Source organism: Sorangium sp. So ce124 (assembly GCF_051525235.1).
Lineage (GTDB): Bacteria > Myxococcota_A > Polyangia > Polyangiales > Polyangiaceae > Sorangium > Sorangium atrum.
In genome coordinates this window covers 13578633-13598911 of record NZ_CP150312.1, presented here as the reverse complement: position 1 = coordinate 13598911, position 20279 = coordinate 13578633, and the positions used below count along the sequence as shown (strand labels likewise).

General features: G+C 72.7%; 17 protein-coding genes. 9 read left to right on the top strand and 8 right to left on the bottom strand.

What is annotated here, in order from left to right; all coding sequences use genetic code 11:
- Positions 1-407 precede the first annotated feature (407 nt).
- The 3 genes from WMF19_RS51020 to WMF19_RS51010 all read left to right on the top strand — a co-directional run bounded on the left by WMF19_RS51020 (position 408) and on the right by WMF19_RS51010 (position 5058).
- Positions 408-2468: a hypothetical protein gene (locus tag WMF19_RS51020; protein WP_437896991.1), complete on the top strand. Its 2061-nt coding sequence runs from the start codon at positions 408-410 to the stop codon at positions 2466-2468.
- Positions 2469-2791: 323 nt separating this feature from the next.
- Positions 2792-4165 carry a fibronectin type III domain-containing protein gene (locus WMF19_RS51015; RefSeq protein WP_437896990.1) on the top strand — a complete coding sequence of 458 codons (1374 nt, stop codon included), beginning with the start codon at positions 2792-2794 and terminating at the stop codon, positions 4163-4165.
- A 302-nt stretch (positions 4166-4467) separates the two neighbouring features.
- On the top strand, positions 4468-5058 hold the full coding sequence (locus WMF19_RS51010) for a hypothetical protein (RefSeq protein WP_437896989.1): 591 nt from the start codon (positions 4468-4470) through the stop codon (positions 5056-5058).
- A gap of 18 nt (positions 5059-5076) precedes the next feature.
- Here the strand turns inward: WMF19_RS51010 and WMF19_RS51005 are convergent, their stop codons facing one another.
- The 4 genes from WMF19_RS51005 to WMF19_RS50990 are packed head-to-tail and all read right to left on the bottom strand — an operon-like array spanning position 5077 to position 7876.
- Positions 5077-6243, bottom strand: coding sequence for an NADH-quinone oxidoreductase subunit D (locus WMF19_RS51005; protein WP_437896988.1), 1167 nt, complete (start codon positions 6241-6243; stop codon positions 5077-5079).
- Positions 6240-6788, bottom strand: coding sequence for an NADH-quinone oxidoreductase subunit C (locus tag WMF19_RS51000; RefSeq protein ID WP_437896987.1), 549 nt, complete (start codon positions 6786-6788; stop codon positions 6240-6242). The genes WMF19_RS51005 and WMF19_RS51000 overlap by 4 nt, the downstream gene beginning before the upstream one ends.
- Before the next feature lie 30 nt (positions 6789-6818).
- Positions 6819-7367, bottom strand: coding sequence for an NADH-quinone oxidoreductase subunit NuoB (gene nuoB, locus WMF19_RS50995; protein ID WP_437896986.1), 549 nt, complete (start codon positions 7365-7367; stop codon positions 6819-6821).
- Entirely contained in the window at positions 7364-7876 is a 513-nt protein-coding gene (locus WMF19_RS50990) for an NADH-quinone oxidoreductase subunit A (protein ID WP_437896985.1), read from the bottom strand. Before WMF19_RS50990 ends, nuoB begins: the two co-directional genes overlap by 4 nt.
- A gap of 167 nt (positions 7877-8043) precedes the next feature.
- On the opposite strand from WMF19_RS50990, the gene WMF19_RS50985 reads away from it, so the two are divergent.
- Positions 8044-8868 carry an undecaprenyl-diphosphate phosphatase gene (locus WMF19_RS50985; RefSeq protein ID WP_437896984.1) on the top strand — a complete coding sequence of 275 codons (825 nt, stop codon included), beginning with the start codon at positions 8044-8046 and terminating at the stop codon, positions 8866-8868.
- A 93-nt stretch (positions 8869-8961) separates the two neighbouring features.
- Positions 8962-10113, top strand: a complete 1152-nt coding sequence (locus tag WMF19_RS50980; protein WP_437896983.1) for a mannose-1-phosphate guanylyltransferase — start codon at positions 8962-8964, stop codon at positions 10111-10113.
- Positions 10114-10118: 5 nt separating this feature from the next.
- Here the strand turns inward: WMF19_RS50980 and rsmI are convergent, their stop codons facing one another.
- Complete coding sequence (gene rsmI, locus WMF19_RS50975; protein ID WP_437896982.1) at positions 10119-10994, bottom strand: 16S rRNA (cytidine(1402)-2'-O)-methyltransferase; 876 nt, start codon at positions 10992-10994, stop codon at positions 10119-10121.
- Between the two features lie 3 nt (positions 10995-10997).
- Entirely contained in the window at positions 10998-12281 is a 1284-nt protein-coding gene (locus WMF19_RS50970; RefSeq protein WP_437896981.1) for an RNA polymerase factor sigma-32, read from the bottom strand.
- 137 nt (positions 12282-12418) lie between these two features.
- On the opposite strand from WMF19_RS50970, the gene WMF19_RS50965 reads away from it, so the two are divergent.
- Genes WMF19_RS50965 through miaA form a run of 3 tightly spaced genes read left to right on the top strand, consistent with a single transcriptional unit; the run spans position 12419 to position 16064 of the window.
- Positions 12419-13090 (top strand): hypothetical protein, encoded by a 672-nt coding sequence (locus WMF19_RS50965; protein ID WP_437896980.1) that lies wholly within the window; start codon positions 12419-12421, stop codon positions 13088-13090.
- A complete protein-coding gene (mutL, locus tag WMF19_RS50960) occupies positions 13087-15120 on the top strand; it encodes a DNA mismatch repair endonuclease MutL (RefSeq protein WP_437896979.1) in 2034 nt (677 codons plus the stop codon). The genes WMF19_RS50965 and mutL overlap by 4 nt, the downstream gene beginning before the upstream one ends.
- Positions 15117-16064, top strand: coding sequence for a tRNA (adenosine(37)-N6)-dimethylallyltransferase MiaA (gene miaA / locus WMF19_RS50955; protein WP_437896978.1), 948 nt, complete (start codon positions 15117-15119; stop codon positions 16062-16064). The genes mutL and miaA overlap by 4 nt, the downstream gene beginning before the upstream one ends.
- Positions 16065-16133: 69 nt before the next feature.
- Here the strand turns inward: miaA and WMF19_RS50950 are convergent, their stop codons facing one another.
- Complete coding sequence (locus WMF19_RS50950) at positions 16134-16865, bottom strand: hypothetical protein (protein WP_437896977.1); 732 nt, start codon at positions 16863-16865, stop codon at positions 16134-16136.
- A 492-nt stretch (positions 16866-17357) separates the two neighbouring features.
- Between WMF19_RS50950 and WMF19_RS50945 the strand changes: the two genes are divergently transcribed.
- On the top strand, positions 17358-17810 hold the full coding sequence (locus tag WMF19_RS50945; RefSeq protein WP_437896976.1) for a nuclear transport factor 2 family protein: 453 nt from the start codon (positions 17358-17360) through the stop codon (positions 17808-17810).
- A gap of 12 nt (positions 17811-17822) precedes the next feature.
- Here the strand turns inward: WMF19_RS50945 and WMF19_RS50940 are convergent, their stop codons facing one another.
- Positions 17823-20192, bottom strand: a complete 2370-nt coding sequence (locus WMF19_RS50940; RefSeq protein WP_437896975.1) for a methyltransferase domain-containing protein — start codon at positions 20190-20192, stop codon at positions 17823-17825.
- Positions 20193-20279: the final 87 nt, after the last annotated feature.

The window sequence follows — 20279 nt, the reverse complement described above, 5'->3', positions numbered from 1 at the left end:
ACTACGTATCGACGCGCGCGGTCGCTCGCGATGATTCGCGAACGACCGCGCGCGCCCTCTCGGATGCGCTCCGAAGAGTCCTTGAGGTCCAAGGCGGCATGTCGCCTGTGACACCCCGTGATCGTCGAGCCGGACAGCGAGCGTGCCTTCCGGCGCCGCTCCAGCCCCGAAGCTCGCGGTCCTTCCAACCTTCAAGCAACGCGCATGCCGCGGGGCCCGAGCTCACGACCGCAGCCCGGGACCGGCGGAGCGGCGCCTGGGGCGCGGGCGGCATCCCCACGATGCGGCCCTCGATGCGCAACTACGCGCGCAACTGAGCGAGGTTTCGCTCAACATGCGCATGTGTGTCTCCGAGGACGCCTCGGGGACGAGGAGCGCGTATCGTTCCCGCGAGGCACCGAAGCACCATGCGTCAACACCGGCTCTCCCTCTCCCTCCTGCAGATCGCCCTGCTCACTGCGTGCGTGCAGCGCCTTGAACCCGACGACGGCGCAGGGCCGGACGCCGGGCCCGCGTTCCCGTGCCCACCGGGCGCGGTGGAGACCGCCACGGGCTGTGAGCCGGCGGGGGTCCCGCCCGGGCGGTGCGGGAGCGGCTTCACGCCCGACGGAGCGCAGGGCTGCGTGCCCGTCCTGCCGGCGGAGGCGGGCCCGCCAGGTCAGATGGCCGTCCCCGGCGAGGCGGCGTGGCGTGAGGTCGCTCCCTGCGGGACGGGCCCGTGGGGCGACGCGCCGATCGATGAGACGACCGAGTTCGTCGACGCGGCCTACGCCGGGGCGGACAGCGACGGCACGGAGGCCAAACCGTGGACGACGATCCAGGACGCGATCGACCACGCAGCCGAGGGCTCCGTGATCGCGATCGCGGAGGGCAGCTACGCCGAAGAGCTGCTGATCTCAGGGCAGCCCGTGCGGCTCTGGGGCCGGTGCCCCGCGCGCGTCGAGATCGTCGGGCCGCCCGCGGCGATCGCCGTCCAGGTCGACAAGGGCGCGAGCGCCACGGAGATCCACGACCTCGCTGTCCGCGGGCAGGGCATGGGCCTCGGTGTGGCGAACGCGCGCGATGTCTTGGTCGAGCGGGTCTGGATCCACGACACCAGCGATGTCGGCGTGCTCGCCGCAGGCCTGGAGTTCAAAACGAGCCTGATCGTGCGCGGGGCGCTCGTGGAGCACACGACGGGCGCGGGCATGGTCGTGGCGGACGCCGCCGTGACGCTGGAGGGCACGGTCCTGCGCGATATCGATCTCGCCACCGGGGACCCGGGGCACCCGTTCGACGGCCATGCGATCGCGATGCAGGTCGAGTCGTTCGAGCGCCGGGCGAGCGTGACGGCGCGATCCATCGTCATCGAGCGCGTCGGGGGGCTCGGTATCAGGTTCTCCGGGGCGGACGGCGTCATCGAGGACAGCGTCGTCCGCGACGTCGCCTGGCTCGCGGCGGACCTGCCGGGCACCGGGCTCGCGGCGACCCATATCCCGAGCTTCGATCCCGGGACCCTCACGGTCCGGGGCAGCGTCCTGGAGCGGAACCACACCGCCGCCATCGCGATGATCGGCGCGGAGGCGACCATCGAGGCGACGGTCGTGCGCGACACGGGCCTGGCGCTGACGGAGGGCGATCCGGGCCACGGCATGGGCCTCTACACCGAGCCGAGCCGCGTCGACGGCCGCCCCGCCCGCGTGGCGCTGCGGCACGTCCTCGTCGAGCGGAGCCGCGAGAGGGGGGTCGTCGTCAACGGCTCCGACGTCGAGATCGATGGCCTCCTCGTGCGGGAGATCCTCCCCGGCGCGCCGGACTACGGCGCGGGGCTCGAGATCGCGCACGATCAGCGGCGCGCGAGCGCCCAGGTGCGCGGCAGCGCGGTGGAAGGCAGTTACGGGATGGGTATCGCCATCTTCGGGGCCGACGCGACCCTGGACTCGACCGTGGTGCGGGACACGAGGCCGCTGCCGTCGAACGAGGAAGTCGGCCGGGGCGTCAATGTCCAGTCGCTGCCCGAGCTCGGCGAGCGCGCGAGCGCGCGCCTGAGCAACGTCCTGATCGAGCGGAGCAGGGACGGCGGCCTCTTCCTCAGCGACTCGGACGCGACCGTCGACTCGACGACGATCACGGACACCCTGGGGCGCACGCTCGACGGCGAGAACGGCTACGGCTACGGCATCATCGCCTACGACAACGAGACGGGTCAGGCGGACGCCCTCGTCCGGGACAGCGTGATCGAGCGGAGCACCGCGGCCGGCATCTACAACGTCGGCGCGACGGTGCGGCTCGCATCGACGACCTTCACGTGCGAGCCGCTCTACCTCGTGAGGTACGTCGATGAGCGCTCCCCGGCGGTCTACGAGGATCTGGGCGGGAACGTCTGTGGCTGCGATGGCCGCACCATCGACTGCAAGGCGGAGCCGACGCGCCTCGAGCCCCCCCGCGCGCTGCCGCCGCCTCCGCCTCTGCCCGATAGCGAGAACTGAGGCCCCCGTTCGTGGGGGCGAGCACGCCGCCGTGATCTAGGACGTGGCGGGCCCCCGGCGAGGTCTGCGAGGCGTCGCATAGGCGTGAGTCTCCGTGGGCCTTCGGCGCCGCGGCGCTCGCTGGTCTCGAGCTTGCATGAGCAGGAGCAGCGAGCATCGCATCGCCCAGGTTGCCGACGAGGAGCGGGACGGTCTGCTCGCGTCGCCCGAGGCGATCCTCGAAAGAAGGGGACTACGTCATGTTCTCGAACCAGCACTTCAGCCGATCGGTTTCCATCATGTCAGCACGGGAGGGACGGCGTGGTGCGCGCACGCTGGGATTGATGCTCACGGCGCTGAGCCTCACGGGCACCGCGTTCGCCCTGCCCACCTTGCCGCCGCCCGGCGAGGGCGGACCGGTGATCGACCCTGTCGATCCCTCGACACAACCGCCCGCGGCACCTTCCGGTATCAGCTTCGGCACGCGCACCGCGACGACGGTGGCGCTGTCCTTCCGCGATTCTTCGCCCTACGAAACGGGCTATCAACTGCAGCGGCGCGGCGGGGGCTCGACCAGCTGGGTAACGCGGCGCAGCTTTGGCGCCCTGAGCGCTGGCGCGACAGCCAGTTTCACCGATTCGGGCCTCACCCCGGATACGTCCTATTGCTATCGTGTGCGCGCGTACAACGAGTACGGCCAGCGCTTCTCGCCGGAGCGCTGCGTGTTCTCGCGCGACGGCCGGGGGTATCGAGTCTGGCGGGCGCAGCTCGAGGTGCGCGTGGCCGATCGCAGCGACGCCAACACGGATGACGCGGTGTTCGCGCGTCTGAACGGCGGCGCCGTGCCGTCCGGCAACCTCACGTACATGGACTACGGGCGTGACGACTTCGAACGCGGCAGCACGTTCACGTACGACCTGAACCTCGACTCCATCGACGACATCGGGGACATCACGCAGATCACCCTGTCCAAGGAGGGCGATGACGCTCTCTGCGTCCAGGGCTTCTCGCTCCTGGTGAACGGCATGGAGGTCTTCGATCGCGACTTCGGGGCTGCCTCCAGCTGCCACTGGCTCGATACCGACGGCGGCCATTCCCCGACGCTCACCGTCACCCATGCGGAGCTACGCGCCCATCCGGCCTGGGCGGGCTACAATCACACCGCCGCCCAGTTTCTGCTGGCGTTCGGCATCCCCAACGAGGAGCTGGTGAGCCGGGTCGAGGCCCTGGTCGGCGACTCGCTGCACGGGGAGGACCTGTACTGGGGCAACCTGTACGGCCCTGCCGTCGAGATCACCCGCGGCTGCCCAGCGAGCGAAGCCGAGTGCACGACGGCCCACGTCGACCTCGATCTGGCCTACAGCACATGGCTGCCCGACCCCGAGGTGGACGTCGATTTCGATCTCGATTTCGTGTGCGCTGACGGCGCGCTCAGCATCGTCACGAGCAACCTCGAGGTCGATGCGGACTCCGATTGGTACTATGAGGTCCTGGGCCTCGGCCTGCTCGAGATATTGGACTACAAGGTTCGGCGCGGCGTGGAGGCAGCCTGGGAGGAGATCTCGCAGACGCTCGACGTCGGCGCGGAGTGCCGCGTCAACGTGACACCCGAGGGCGGCCTCTCGATCGAGGCCGTGCCGAGCTCGGGCGGGCCCCGCGTGCGACCTGGGCTCGGGGTTTTCGGGGGCGCCGTCAATTCACCGGTCGTGCGTCCCTGATCAAGCTCGCGCGAATGCCAAGCCCCGAGAGAGCTGGCCTACTTCATCACCTCGGGCGCGCGGGATGACGGACGCCGAGCCGCGCCGCCGGGAGAGCGCCTCGGCGGCGCGCGGCGATGCCCGCGCCGGATGGCGCTGTCTTTTTTTTCTGACGAGGAAGGAAAAATCGAGCGTGGTCGTAGTATGTTCACGCGCCGCGCGCCTGCCCGGTCGACGATTCAGCCCGCTCGCTTCCTTCGGCGGAGCCGTCCTCGAGCGCCGCGCGGACTCTCAGGTGAACATTCTCGATGATGGAGCGCTCGATGACACGGATGAAGCTTCTTGGAATGCTGATGGTCGGGCTCGCGCTCGTTGCGTGCGGCGATGATGGCGAGGCGAGCAATCCCTCCGGCACCGGCGGCACCGGCGGCGCCGGCAGCACCAGCGGCACCGGCAGCACCAGCGGCACCGGCGGCGCCGGCAGCACCAGCGGCACCGGCGGCACGGACGGCAACGGCGGCGACCTCGACGACAAGCAGCTCGGCGACCTGACGGACGAGGAATCGCAGGCGGTGTGCGACGCGATCGCCGCGTCGGCCAGCGGCATCTCGAAGGAGGACGCGTGCGAGTTCGCCGGCTTGGTCGCAGCCGCGCTCGGCGGCGCCGACTGCGCGACCGCCAAGGAAGAGTGCATGAACGATCCCGAGGAGCCTTCGGAAGAGGGGACGTGCCCCACGGACCAGTTCGCGGGGTGTACCGCCACGGTCGCCGAGTACAAGGCGTGCACGGACGCTCAGATCGAGTTCGTCAAGTCGGTCACGTGTGAATCGACCCTCGACCCCTCCGCGGAGCCGCCTCCGGAGTGCCAGGCGCTCAGCGAGAAGTGCCCGGAGCTCGGCGGCGAGGAGCCCTGAGGCTTCCCCCTCGCCCGCTCACCGGTCGATCTCGGGCGCCACGACGTCGAAGCTCGCGATGAGCGCCACGAGGTCGGCCAGGAACAGCCCTGGGCTCTTGGCCTCGATCATCGCCATCGCGGTGAAGCTCCCTGTCCGGAACCGCGCCCGATACGCCTCCTCCGCGCCGCGCCCGATCACGTAACAGCCCATGTCGCCGCGGGCGCTCTCGATGCGAGCGTACGCCTCTCCGTCGGGCCGCATCTTCTTCGGCAGCTTGCCCAGGATGTCGTCCTCCGGGTGCTCGTCGATCTTGTCGAGCGCCTGGCGGAGGATCTTCGCCGACTCGCGGCACTCCTCGACACGGACGTAGAACCGGTCCCAGCAGTCTCCCACGGTCCCGTAGCGCCCTCGGCCCACGGGCACGTCGAACTCGAGCTCGGGGTAGACCGAGTAGGCGTCCTCCTTGCGGAGATCCCATTTCACGCCGGACCCCCGCAGGTTGGGGCCGACGAGCCCCCAGTCCTTCGCCTCCTCGTCCGTGACCACGGCGACGTTGGCGAGGCGCTTGATGAAGATGTCGTTCAGGCTGATGAGACGGTCGAACTCGACCATGATCGGCTCGAAGCGGTCGAGCCAGCGCTTCACCTTGTCGGCCCACCCCTTCGGCATGTCGAACGACACGCCGCCGATGCGGTGGTAATTGAAGGTGAGCCGCGCGCCGCACAGCTCCTCGATGAAGTCGTTGATGTACTCCCGCTCTCGCAGCGCCCACGGGAAGGGCGTGACCGCGCCGACGTCCATCGCCATCGCGCCGAGCGCGATCATGTGGCTCCCGATCCGGTTGAGCTCGCAGGAGATGACGCGGAGGTACTGGGCCCGCTTCGGCACCTCGATACCCATCAGCTTCTCGCAGGCGCTCGCCCAGGCCTCGTTGGCGAACATCGCAGCGATGTAGTCGACGCGATCCGTGTATGGCATGAAGCCGCTGTACGTGCAGCGCTCGCCGATCTTCTCGATGCTCCGGTGCAGGTAGCCGACGTCCGGCACCGCCTTCCGGATGATCTCGCCGTCCGTCGAGATGACGAAGCGGAGCACGCCGTGGGTCGACGGGTGATGAGGCCCCATGTTGAGGGTCATCTCGTCTTCCATCTCGGCGCCCGGCTCCGCGCCCGCGCGGTCGACGCTGAAGATGACCTGGCTCATGACGCCTCCGCGTCCTTCTTCGGGAGCTTGATCTTGAAGAGCTCGACGGGGTTCGGCCGCTGCGTCGGGATGCCGCGGTACTCGGCCTTCTCCTGCCAGTCCTTGCGGAGGGGGTGCCCCTCCCAGTCGTCGGGTAGGAGCAGGCGGCGGAGGTCCGGGTGCCCCTCGAAGCGCACGCCGAGCAGGTCGAAGCACTCCCGCTCCTGCCAGTTCGCCGCCGACCACACGTCGACGAGCGTCGACACCGCCGGGCTCTCCCGGTCGAGGAACACCTTCAGGACGACCCGGTGCTTCTTCGCGTACGAGTAGACGTGATAGACGACGACGATCTTCTTGAGATCGGGATAGTCGACCCCGGTGATGCACTCCAGGTAATCGAAATCGAGCTCCGGCGCCTCGCGCAGGAGCCGGCACACGGGCTCGATCTTCGCGGGCGCGACCTGGAGCCAGGCGTCGCGATCCTTCGGGGACACGGGGTGGAAGTCGAAGACCGCGTCTTCGCCGAGCTTCGCCTGGAGCGCCTGGAAGATAGCTTCGGGTGACATGGGAGATCCGGGAGGTGTCGAGGAGAGGGCTCAGCCGTCCGTCGCGCCGCGGCGGCCGAGGGCCCGCTCGCTCTTGATCTTCTCCTGGATCTTCAGGAGCCCTTCGAGCAGCGCCTCGGGGCGCGGGGGGCAGCCGGGGACGTAGACGTCGACGGGGATGATCTGATCCACGCCCTTGCAGACCGAGTAGGCGTACTGGAAGAGGCCCCCGCAGTTCGAGCAGCTGCCCATCGAGATGACGAAGCGCGGCTCCGACATCTGGTCATAGAGGCGCTTCACGCGGGTCGCCATCTTGTACGTCAGCGTCCCCGCGATGATGAACAGGTCGCTCGACCGGGGGCTCGGCCGCGGCGCGGCCCCGAAGCGCTCTAGATCGCCGCGGGGGCCGCCGGTCTGCATGAGCTCGATGGCGCAGCAGGCCAGGCCGAAGAGCATGTACCAGACGCTGTTCGATCGGCCCCAGTTGAGCAGCCAGTTGACGGTCTGATCGACGCTCGTCGTGATGACGCCGCCGCCGTCGCTCTCGTACTTCGCTTCCCACCCGCGGGGCGGGGCCATCAGGTTCAGGTTCGATGTCATGACTCCGCACCTCCCTCGGCGACCGCCGCCCGACCCGCGGGGCCCGCCGGCGCGCCTTCGCTCGCGCCCGCGCGCGGCGCGCGCGGCTGGCCCCGGCTGCTCACGTTCTGAGCCCCGCGCGGATCCCCCTTGATGGAGCGGATCCAGTTGAAATCGCCCTTCACCCAGACATAGGCGAAGCCGAGCATCAGGATGGCCACGAAGAGGAAGATCTCGATCAGCGCGAAGAGCCCGTTGCCCTGGTCCACCCAGCGCTTGAACACGGCCGCGACCGGGTAGATGAACGCTATCTCGACGTCGAAGATGATGTAGACGAGCGCGATGATGTAAAAACGCGGGTTGAAGTTGAACCACGCGGGCCCGACAGGCGCTTCGCCGCACTCGTACGTCTCGACCTTCTCGGCGTACATGTTGTTGGGGCGCAGCAGCTTCCCGAACAGCAGAGAGCCGAGCATGAAGCCGATCGCCACCAGAAAGAACGCGGCAACGCTGGCGTAGGCCATCAACATCGGGCGGAACCTCGCTCGGCCCGCCCCTCTCGCTTCAGCGAGGAGGGACGGATCCAGGGTGGTTATGTAGGTGAAAAGCTGAACCGCGGCAAGCCAGCAGACCCTGGCCTCGCCGGCGCTGCTGCTCGGGATCGACAGGACGCGCCGTGCTGGGATATCGCTCGAGCGTGGGTCTCGTTGACGTGACGGTGCTCGCGGCCGTGCAGGGGGCGGCGCAGGCGCTGCCCATCTCGGCGACCGGGCATGGCGCGGCGGCCCGGCTCTGGCTCCGCGCGGCCGACGGCGACGCCTGGGTCGCCGCCGCGCAGGCGCTCGCGGCGGCGGCGGCGCTCGCGCTCGCCGTGCGGCAGCGGCTCCTCCGCGCGCTCGGCGAGGGCGCCCGGGCGCTCGCGAGGCCGTCGCTCTTCAGGGCGTCGCCGCCGGCGCGCGACGCGGCGGGGCTCGCGCTGGGCGCCGCCGTGAGCCTGATCGTCGCGGCGGCGCTCCGTCCGTACGTCGCGCCGTGGCGGGACGCGCCGCTCGCGGTGGGGCTCGGCCTGCTCGCCACCGGCGCGGCGCTCGCGAGCACCGCGATCGCGCCGAGGCGGGACGGCCGCGACGAGGCCGACGCGCCGTCGCTCGCCGGGGCGCTCGCGGCCGGCGCGGCGCACGGGATCGCGGCGCTGCCCGGCGCCTCGCGGATCGGGGCGGCGCTCGTCGTGCTGCTCTGGCTCGGCGTCCGTCCCGGGCGCGCCGTCGAGCTCGCGCTCGCGCTGAGCATCCCCGCGCTGCTCGCCTCGGGGCTCGCCGAGGCGCGCGCGTTCCACGGCCCCGCGCCAGGGGCGGGCGCCGTGGCGCTCGGCCTCCTCGCCGCCTTCGTGAGCGCGGCCGCGGCGGCCTCCGCGCTCCGCGCCCTCGCCGAGCGGCGGCGCATCGGCGCGCTCTCGCTGTGGGTCGTCCCCCTCGGCCTCGCGATGGTGGCCTACGCGCGCGCGCTGCCCGGCCTCGCCTGAGCGACGCTCGGCGGCCGCACCGCGATCGTGCGATCCTCTTCGACGCCGATACCGCACTTCCAAACCGCATGTCCAAACCGAGGAGAAGCGCCGATGACCCCGACCGACCCCTCGATCCATGTCCTGATCCTCGCCGGCGGCGCGGGCACCCGCTTCTGGCCGGCGTCGCGCGCCGCGCGCCCGAAGCAGCTCTTGCCGCTGCTCGGCGGCGAGCCGCTCCTCACCGCGACGGCGCGCCGGGTGCTTCCGCTGTGCGCCCGCGGCGGGCGCGCGGGCTGGGAGCGCCTCTGGATCGCGACCGGCCAGCACCTGGTCGCGCCGACCCGCGCAGCGCTGCCCGAGGTGTCCGAGCGGCGCCTGCTGGTCGAGCCGGCGCCGCGCAACACGGCGCCGTGCATCGGCTGGGCGGCCGCGACCGTCGCGCGCGACGACCCCGAGGCGGTCGTCGTCGTCCTCCCGAGCGACCACCACATCGGCGACGTACCGAGGTTCCTCGAGGCGCTGGGGGCCGCCGTCGCCTCGGCCCAGGGCGGCGCGATCACGACGATCGGCATCCGTCCGACGCACCCGGAGACGGGCTTCGGGTACATCGAGGCGGAGGAGGCCGCCGGGGCGGACGGCGCGGCGCCCCGCAAGCCCCGCAAGGTGCGGCGCTTCGTCGAGAAGCCGAGCCGCGAGCGCGCGGCGGAGTTCGTGGCGAGCGGCCGCTTCCTCTGGAACGCGGGGATGTTCATCTTCCGCGCGGGCGACATGCTGGCCGCGATCCGCGCCCACCTGCCGGCGCTCGCCGCGGGGCTCGACGAGATCGACCGCGCCGCCGCGCTCGGCCCGGACGCCGAGGCGGAGGCCGTCCTGCGGGTGTTCCCGGGCCTGCCGGCCGTCAGCATCGATCACGGCGTGATGGAGCACGTCGCCGGGCTCGCCGTGGTGCCCGGCGACTTCGGCTGGAGCGACGTGGGCAGCTGGCAGAGCACCTGGGAGCTCGCCGACAAGGACGAGCGAGGCAACAGCGCGCCCGCGGGGTCGGTGCTGATCGACGCGTACGGCAACCACGTGGTCGATCTGCGCGCGCGCGCCGCGCGCGCCACGCCGGACGATCGCCGGGTGATCGCGCTCGTCGGTGTGGAGGGCCTCGTGGTCGTCGAGACCGACGACGCGCTGCTCATCGTGCCGCGCGATCGGGCCCAGGAGGTGAAGCACGCGGTCGACGAGCTGAAGGCGCGAGGGCAGGGCCGGCACACGTGACCGCGCTACCCGCTCGGCTCCCCCCGCCGCGCCACCGCCCGCGCGTAGATCTCGCGCCGCGGTAGCCCGAGCTCCACCGACAGCTCCTCGGCGATGTGCTTGGCCCGCCTCCCCTGGGCGAGCTCCCGATCGATGCGCGCGTCGAGCTCCTCGTCGCTCGGGCGCGCGCCCTCGGCGGCCGGCGCCGCGGGCGCGAGCACGAGCGTGATCTCCCCGAGCCACTCCCGCTCGATCGCCGCGAGCTCCTCCACGCTGCCGCTCAGGATCTCCTCGTGCACCTTCGTCAGCTCGCGCGCGACGACGGCGCGCCGCCCGGGCATCCGCTCGGCGAGGTCGGCGAGCGTCTCGCGGAAGCGCCGCGGCGACTCGAACAGCACCACCGCCTCCGGCGTCGACGTGACGAGGGCCAGCGCCTCGCGCCGCTCGCGCCCGCCGCGGGGCAGGAACCCGACGAAGCGGAAGCCCCCCGTCACCAGCCCCGACGCGCTCACCGCCACCATCACCGCGCTCGGCCCCGGGATCGCCACGACGCGCGCCCCGGCCTCCGTGGCCGCGCGCACGAGCGCCGTCCCCGGATCGCTCACGACCGGCGTGCCTGCGTCGGTCATGAAGGCGATCGACTCGCCCGCCGCGAGCCGCGCGGCCGCGCGCGCCGCGTCGGCCTCGGAGGCGTGCGCGTCGAACCGGTCGACCGGCTTGCCCGAGACGCCGAGGTGGCCGAGGAGCGCCCGGGCCCGCCGCGTGTCCTCCGCGAGGATGCGGTCCGCCCCGCGCAGCGTCTCGACCGCGCGCAGCGTGATGTCGCCGAGGTTGCCGATCGGCGTCGCCACCACGTAGAGGCACCCGCGGTCGCTCGACCCGCCTTGCTCGCCGCTCGACAAGGCCTAGTCCATCTCGACGGCGTCGCCGAGCTCCTCCTGGAGGTACGTCCGCAGCTTGGACTGGAGCCGCGCCTCGAGCTGGCGCACGCGCTCGCGCGAGATGCCGAACTCGTTGCCGAGCTCCTGGAGCGTGAGCGGATCCTCGGCGGCCATGCGCTTGTCGAAGATGATCACGTCCTTGCCCTTCAGCGTCTCGCGGAACTTCGAGAGCCGATCGTGGACGAGCCTGCCCATCTCGCTCGCCTCGAACGCGGTGTCCGGGCTCGCCCCCGACGACACGAGCAGCTCGACGCGCGGGATCGTCCGGCCCTCGAGATCGCCGACCGGGGCGTCGAGCGAGGCCTCGCCGCTCGAGAGGCGGCGGTCCATGTCGACGACCTCCTTCTCCTCGACCGACAGGCGCTTCGCGATCTCCGCCGCCGTGGGCTCGATGCCCATCGCCGAGAGCTTCGCCTTCTCCTTGTTGAGGTTGAAGAAGAGCTTCCGCTGCGCCTGCGTCGTGCCGAGCTTCACGAGGCGCCAGTTGTTGAGGATGAAGCGGAGGATGTACGCGCGGATCCACCAGGCCGCGTACGAGGAGAGCTTCACGCCGCGGTACGGATCGTAGCGCTTCACGGCCTGCATCAGGCCGATGTTCCCCTCCTGGATGAGGTCCATGATGTTCTTGTAGGCGCGCCGGTACTCGTACGCGAGCTTGACCACGAGCCGCAGGTTCGCCGTCACGAGCCGCGCGGCGGTCGCGACGTCCTGCGTCTTCGTGTACTTGATCGTCAGCTCTTTCTCCTCGTCCGGCGTGAGCAGCGCGTGGCGCTGCACCTCGCGCAGGTAGGCCTGCAGCGGGTCCGTGCGCGACAGCGCGACGTCGCCGCCGCCGCGGCCCTCGCCGCCGCTGGCCCTCGCGGAGCGCGGGAGCTCGATGTCGTTCACGTCGAGGCTCGCGTCGTCGATCACCTCGCCGACGACCTCCACGACGTCGCCCTCCTCGACGTCGCCCGTCCTCGCGGCGCCGCTCTCGGGCGCGCCGTCCGCCTCGTCGTCGTCCTCGCGCGGGCCCTCGTCGTCGCTCGCGGCGGGCTGCGCTTCGACACGCGCGCGCCCGCCGTCCTTCGCGGAGGAGCGCGCGCGGCGCTTCGCTGCGGGCCGGGGGCCCGCGTCCGAGTCGGGCCGGAGGTCCGCGCCTTCGTCCTCCGCTCCGGCCTGGAGCCCCGCCTTCGCCACTCCGTCGGGCTGGGGCGCTCCGGTCCCCTTCGTTCGCTTCGTTCGCGGCTCGCTCTTGCTCTTCGCCACCAGGACCTCGTCCTCGAAGTTCTAGTACAGCCCCGCCGCACCGCGCCACCTGCGCCGGCGCGCAGGCGCTTCGCGATCCGGAGGCTACCCGCTCCGAGATCCGCAGGTAAGGAAGACAGCGCGCGGGATCGGAGAACGTGCTACACGCCAGCCTCCTCCACGTGGACTCGCACCGCCCGCCGCGCCCGCGCTCGCTGCGCCCCTGGTACCTGGTGGCCACCATGCTGCTCACCTGGCTCATCGGCGTGCGCGGCTTCATGGCCGGGTGCGGGACGGCCATGTACCTGCGCGCCGGCATGGCCCCCGACGTCATGGCCGTGGCCGAGCAAGCGCGCGACCAGGGGGATCCGTTCCAGTTCACGTTCCTCGTGCTCGAAGCCGCGCAGGCGCGCGCGCTGAGCCTGTACCAGGACGTCTCCTTCCCCCTCAGCATCGCGAAGCTGCTCCTCGGCGGGCTGCTCGTCGTCGCGAGCGGCCTGGCGCTCGGCGGGCGGCCCGGCACGCGCGGCTTCGTCCTCCAGGTCCTCGCCGCCAACCTGGCCTTCGCCGCGGTCGAGTACGCCCTCACCCGGGGCGTCCGCGGCGCCTGGATCGACATGGTGGCGCAGGCGGGGGCGCTCCTCCCGCCGGACATCCCCGAGCGCGCGGGCCTCACGAACGCCGGCCTCTGGTGGACCGCCGAGCGGGTGCGCTTCGTGCTCTTCGAGCTGGCCGTCCTCGGCTCCGCCGCGCTGGCCCTGACGCGGGAGCGCACCAAGATGTACTTCCAGGCGGTCGCCCGGACGGTCGACCCCGGCGATGAGCCATGAGCACCGCGGAGAGGATCGCCGGCGCGGATCCTCGATCGACGCTCACACAGGCCGAGGGGCGGAGGGTCGCCATCCTCCCGGACGACCTCGCCAACCAGATCGCGGCGGGCGAGGTGGTCGAGCGGCCGGCGAGCGTCGTGAAGGAGCTCGTCGAGAACGCGCTCGACGCGGGCGCGCGCCGCATCCGCGTCGACATCGAGGGGGGCGGCGTCGGCCTGGTGCGCGTCGCGGACGACGGGCGCGGGATGAGCCGCGAGGACGCCTCCCTCGCGGTGCTCCGCCACGCCACGAGCAAGATCGCCCGGCTCGACGACCTCCGCAGCATCCAGAGCTTCGGCTTCCGCGGCGAGGCGCTCCCGAGCATCGCATCGGTGAGCCGCTTCTCGCTGCGGACGCGGCGCGACGGCGAGGCCGAGGGGACGGAGATCCGGATCGAGGGCGGCGGCGCGGCGCAGGCCATCCCCTGCGGGTGCGCCGCCGGCACCGTGGTCGAGGTGCGCGATCTCTTCTACAACGTCCCTGCGCGCCGCAAGTTCCTGCGCGCCGTCGGCACCGAGTCGGCGCACGTGTCCGAGATCGCGCAGGCGGTCGCGCTCGGCGAGCCGGGCGTGACGCTGGTCCTCTCGCGCGACGGGCGCGTCGCGCGGGAGTGGCTGCGCACCTCGAGCCGCGCGGAGCGGGCGCGCATGATGCTGGCGGGCGAGGAGCTCGCGACGTGCGCTGGCCAGCGTGGGCCGCTCACGGTCGAGGCGTTCGTGTCGCGGCCGGAGCGCGCCCGCTCGGGCGCCAGCTGGTTGTGGATGTTCGTGAACGGCCGGCACGTGCGCGACCGCTCGCTGGCCCGCTCGATCGCGCTCGCCTACGGCAGCGTCCTCGAGCCGGGCCGGTACCCCATCGGCGCTGTGTTCATCGACCTGCCCGCCGAGCTCGTGGACGTGAACGTCCACCCCCAGAAGGCCGAGGTCCGCTTCGCCGACGGCCGCGCCGTCGCCGACGCGCTTTACAAGATCGTCGCCGCGCAGGTGGCCGCGGCGTTCGGCCTGCCCGCGCCGGCCCCCGGCGGCTTCCAGGGCCGCAAGGGCAAGCTCTTCGAGGACGCGGCCGCGCCGCCCGGAGACGCCTGGGTCTGGTCGGGCGGCCCCGCGGCGGAGGCGCCCGCGGCAGGCCCATCGACGCCCGCGGCGGGTACGTCGGGCGAGCGGCAGGGGCCGCCGGACGATCCGTGGGGCCTCGGCGGCGACCTCGGCGGGGTCCCGCCGGCACGTCCTCACGCTGCGCCAGCCGGGCCAGCGCCGACGCAGCTCGGGGCGTGGGCCGACGTCGCGTCGCTCGGTCTACCGGCACCGGCGCACGGCGGGCCGGGCGAGCCGCCCGCGCCCGCGCCGGGGTCGCCGCCCGTCCCCTACCCGACCGGCAGCGGCCCGGTGCTCTCTGCGGCCGAGCGCGTGGTCGCCTGGCGGTCGCTGCGCTTCCTCGCCCAGGTGCGCAACACCTTCTTCGTGTGCGAGGGGCCGGACGGCATCTACTTCCTCGATCAGCACGCGGCGGCGGAGCGCGTGACGTTCCACCGCCTGCGCGCCTCGTACGACGGGCGCGACGTCGCCACGCAGAAGCTGCTCTTCCCGGTGATCGTCCAGGCGGCGCCCGCGGAGGTGTCGCTCGTCGAGGAGGCGCAGGAGGCGATCGCGCGGCTCGGGCTCGACGTGCGCCCGGCGGGCGCGGCGCAGCTCGCGGTGCACGCGGTGCCGACGCTGCTCCGCCGCGCGGCGCCCGAGCGCCTCGTGCGCGACCTCGTGGACGAGCTGAGCCACTCGGGCGAGCGCGCCTTCTCGGGCGCGGTGGATCTCGCGCTCGCGACGATGGCCTGCCACGGCTCGCTGCGCGCGGGCGACCCGGTGGCGCCGGAGGAGGCGCGGGCCCTGCTCGCGGCGCTCGACGAGGTCGACTTCGCCGGCCACTGCCCGCACGGTCGGCCCATCGTGATGCGCGTCGGCTGGCCGGAGCTGGAGCACCGCGTGGGGCGGCGGTGAGCGAGGCGGCGCTCGAGCTCGCCCCGGAGGCAGGCGCGGCCGCCGCGCCGCCGTCGTGGGAGACGATCGCGCCGCCCGCGCCGGGTGAGCTGCTCGTCGTGGTCGGCCCGACGGCGAGCGGCAAGACCGAGCTCGCCATCCGGCTCGCGGAGCGGTTCGGCGGCGAGGTGGTGAGCGCCGACAGCGTGCAGATCTACCGGGAGTTCGACCTCGGCTCCGGGAAGCCGACGCCCGCCGAGCGGGCGCGCGCGGCGCACCACCTGGTCGACGCTGTCGATCCGCTGCAGGCGATCGACGCCCAGCGCTTCGCGGAGCTCGCGGAGGCGGCGATCGACGACATCCGCGGCCGCGGCCGGGTCCCCGTCGTCTGCGGCGGCACGTTCCTCTGGGTGAAGGCGCTCGTCCTCGGCCTCTCGCCCGCGCCGCCCGCCGATCCCGAGGTGCGCGCGCGGCACCGCGCGATCGCCGACGCCGAGGGGCGCGCCGCGCTCCACGCGCGCCTCGCCGCCGTGGATCCGGAGAGCGCGGCCCGCCTCGCGCCCAACGACCTCGTGCGCGTCAGCCGGGCGCTGGAGATCTACGAGCGCTCGGGCCGGACGCAGAGCGCGTGGCACGCGGAGCACGGCTTCCGGGAGCGCCGGCACGCCGCGCGCCTGCTCGCGGTGCACCGGGACCGCGCCGAGCTCGACCGCCGCATCGAGGCCCGGGTCGCCGGGTGGCTGGAGCAGGGCTGGGTGGAGGAGGTCCGCTCGCTCCTCGCCCGCGGCTACGGCGACGCGCGGGCGATGGGCTCCGTCGGCTACCGGCAGGTGCGGGAGCACCTGGAGGGGCGCCTGCCGGCCGACGAGCTCGCGCCGGCCATCGTGCGCGCCACACGCACCTTCGTGCGCCGGCAGCGCACGTGGTTGAGGGACGAGGCGGTCGCGCACGTCGCGCTGTCATGATCCATAAATAACAACAATTACAATAATTTACGCCAGAGCCAACCGCCGGCGACGCGCCGCAGGCGCCGCTCATGCGCGCTCTTCGCCGGTCCCGCCGCTCCCGCGGCGCCGGCCCGCTCCAGCCAGGGGAATGCGCCACCGGACCTCGCCGTCGCAGCGCGGGCAGGCCGCAGTGGACGGCCGCGCCTCCTGGGCGAACGCGACGCGCCCGCAGTGCGAGCAGACGGTCATGTGGCGCTGATAGAGGTCCGGGCTCGAGAGGATCGCCGCGGCGAAGAGGCTGAGCACGACGTCGCTCAGGAAGTCGCACCCGCGCGGCGCCGGCAGCCAGCCTGATCGGTCGCCCACCACGGCCCAGCGGACGCGCGCGCTGTACAGCGCTGCGCGGAGAAACTTGCCCTCGGGGTCCGGCGCCACGAAGTCGACAAGCGTGCTCCCCACGCGCCGGCGCGCGCGCGCGGTGAGCGCCGCGACCGCCTCGGGCCGCTCGTCCAGCTCGCGGAGCGCCACGGTCTCCGCGCCCGGCTCGCGCACAGCGCGCGGGAGCATCATCCACCCCGGAGCGATCACGTGATCGTCGAGCCACGCCCTGAGCTCGTGGGGCTCCCAGGGGCGGGTCGTCACCTGCATGAACTGGAGCGCCCCGGCCAGGCTCGGGCTCGCGAGCATGCGCCCGCGCAGGGCGACGAACGATCGGGCCCTCCCGGCATCGGCGCGCGCGCTCCACCCGAGCCTCCTGCTCCGGCTCGCGAGGTCCGTCGGCGCGGCGCCGGCCATTGGGATCTTCAGGGAATTGCTCATGAGTTCCATGGGGTCTTCCGCCCCGCAGCGCGCCGCGGGGAGCGGCCGGCGAACCGGCGATGTGCGGCGCGGTAAGCGCCCGGCGTGCCAGCCGCCGCGGAGGCCTGGATCTCACCGCGCGCGCGGGCGGCGCGCGCAGATACGGCATGTTCGCGCGCGCCGGCGGCGCCGCTGAGGCCTCGAAACCGCCTTCCGGCGAGCGCGCTTGCGGGGTCCAAGCCTCAGGCGGCCGCCAGCGCGGTATCGACACCGCCGCTCGCGGGGCTTCATGGGCTCACCCCGGCGGCGCGGGCGCGCGCGCCGGCGCGAGGCGCGCCGCTCCGGGCCGACAGCATCGCTCGAACGATGTCGGACCCCAGAGGGCGAGCGGGGCGGGGCACTTCTCGCCTTTTTACGTCCATGCTAACCGCATCTCTCCTTCGACCAGGAACGGCTCGAGAGGGCTCACCACGGAGCACGGCACCTCCTGCTCCACGCGATGAAAGGACGACCATGACGCGAGAGTCGAGTGACGTGCAGGCGATCCAGAATGTGGTCGTCCGGATTGCCCACCACATCGACAAGCGGCGCTGGACCGAGCTCCGCGGCCTCTATGCCGACGTCGTGGTGGCCGATTTCACGTCCGTCTTCGGGGGCGAGCCGCAGGAGCAGAAGACGGACGATCTTCTGGCGGGCTGGAGCAAGTTTCACGACGCCATCGACGCATCACAACATTTCCTCGGCCCCCTCGATATCGAGGTGAAAGGAGAGCACGCCTCCGTGGAGTGCCATGTCCGCGCCCACCATCGGTTCGCGCGCGCGCCGGGCGGCGAGGACTGGCTCGTCGCGGGCCACTACCGCTATGAGCTCGCCAGGCACGCGGGCGGCTGGAAGGTCTCCAGGGTCAGGTTCGAGATATCGTACCAGACCGGCAACACGAACATGTTCGAGGAAGCGCTCAGGTAAAGCCCCCGCGTGTCACCGCGGGTGGGGCGGCGAGATCGCCAGGCCGAGCGCGTGCGCCGCGCGCAGCGCCGCGACGCGGAGGTGGCCGTCCGGCAGGCGCTCTCGCCCCGCGACGAGCTCGATCAGCGGCACCCACGAGAGCCGCCGAGCGGCACCGGACTCCGGCGCGAGGTCGGGCGCGGCGGCAGAGGCGGGCGTGCCGGCCGAGGCAGGCGCCGCGGTGACGACGAAGGCGAGCGGCTGCACGAGCTCCGGGGTCAGCCCTGCCGAAGGGCGGTAGGCGCCTCCGAGCTCGACGGCCGCCTCCACCCGAACGCCGTACTCGACCTGCAGCCGCTCCCGTACGAACGCCTCGGCGGCCGCCAGCGCGCTCACGCTCCGCGGCAGCCGCCACGCCGGCGCGACAAGGATGCCGCTGTTGCCAGAGAAGCTCTGGGCGGCCGGCAGATCGTGATCGTCCACGCCGAGCACGACCTCCCCCGACGGCGCCCGCGCGAGCAGCGCCGTCGAGACCGTGAGCACCCCGAGCGGCCGAGGCACCACGTACTCCAGCTCTCGCGCGGCCACCACGCCGCCGTCCGCGGTCAGCTCCTCGAAGCGCGCCCGCCGCACCTCGAGGAACCCCGCGCTGGCGCCCGCGTCCACCCGCGAGAACCGCCGGCGGCTCGGGCGCCCGAGCAGCGCGGCGAGCGACGTCGGCTGCAAGGCGGCCACCCCGCCGTCGTCGCCGGCCCCGGCACCGCCGGCATCGCCCGCGCCGCGCCGACCCGCGCCGGCCGCCGGGAGCGGGATCTCGTCGCCGATCCACGGCCCGAACGGGAGGCCGAAGCGCGCCAGGAGGTCGTAGACGTTCAGCTCGAGCCGCGCGTCGGGCAGGCCGCCGACCTGCGCGGCGCGGAGGAGCTGGCGCGCCTCGACGGCGCGGATGCGTCCCGAGGTGCCGAATCCCGACACGTTCTCCGAGGGCGCGTTCACGAACGTGGGCTCGACCTCCACCAGCATCGAGCGCACCTCTTCGAGGATGCCGCCCGGCGACGGGTAGTACGTCGTGCCCGGGATCATGCGCTGGATCGCCGCCGCGCGCACCCCGGCCGCCCGCTCCAGCGCGTGCTCGACCGTGTGCCCGACAGGGAACTCGGTCTGCACGACCGCGATCGGCTCGGCCAGATAATCGGCCGGCCCGCTGCCGTCGAGCGGAGGCGTCTCCTCGCGGCAGGCGCGCGCGATCGGCCGCGGATAGCTCGTCCGCGCGAGCACATACGCCGTCTCGCCCGCGAAGAAGAACGGCACGATGTCCAGCGTGGGGTGCGGCCGCGCCGCCAGGTCGAACACCTGCCCTGTCGCCCGATCCCGGTGGTGCTCGATCCGCAAGAACTGCTGAGAGCTCTCCGCGGGCGCGAGCCGGAACGCGACGCCTTGACCGGCCTTCACCTTCTCTCCGACGATCAGGTAGTTGGTGGGCGGATAAGGCAGTCGGGCGCCCGTTGTGTCCCGGAGCTCGAAGCGACCGACGAACCGGTTCCGCACGATCCAGGGGTTGCGCAGCGGCGTCGACGACAGCACGCGAAGGCCGAGGCGGGCGAAGAGCGCCTCGAACTGCGCTTGTGAGAAATAGGTATACTCCTCCTTGACCTCGGCTTCCCAGTCGGCGCGGTAATCCTTCCTCAACACGAACTCGACAGCGTGCTTGTGGGCGAGCCGGTACCGACGCCACCCCATGCGCGGCGCTGGGAGCTCGCCGGAGGGCTCGCGCGCGACGCGCGCCAGCGGGAACCCCGGCTCCGGCGAGAGCGAGCGAAACTCGCCCGCGAACCGCTCGAGCAGCGCCGCCGTCGAGGCGCTGCGGGGGTCACGGCCGTCGTCGCCGTCCTCGGCGGGCACGTCCAGCAACACCGTCCCCGGCCCGGGATCGACGAAGTCCCTCACCACGAGCACCCCGCCCGGCGCGAGCTGCTCCACCTGCGCCGCCAGCGCATCGGCGGCGTTCGCGTGGCGGTAACCGCCGTACGAAGTGACGTGGTGGAGCACCGACGAGTCGAAGATCCCGTCGAGGCTCTCGGGCGGGAATACCGTCCTGGCGATGTCGCCCAGCTGAAAGCCCAGGTTCGGCTGCTGATGAGCGCGGCGCGCGAGCTCGACGACCGTCGGATCGATGTCGACGCCGATCACCTCGAGGCGCGGATAGAGCTGGGCCAGCGCGGCGCTGCCCTGCCCCGAGCCCATGCCCATGTCGGCGACGCGGCCCTCGCACAGGAGGTGCGCCGCCGTGAGCGCGACCTTCTGGCGCATCGACGCGTCCATCGCGGACAGGTACCGCGCGTACGCGGACAGGTCGTCTCGCCGCTGATCTGCCTCGTACCCCGCCGGCGCGCGCGTCGTCATGGTGACCAGTGTACGCCGGGCCCGGGACGAGGGTCGACGGCGGCGTGCGCCCGAGAGAGCGCAGGCGCCCGGGCGCGAGGCGGCGGT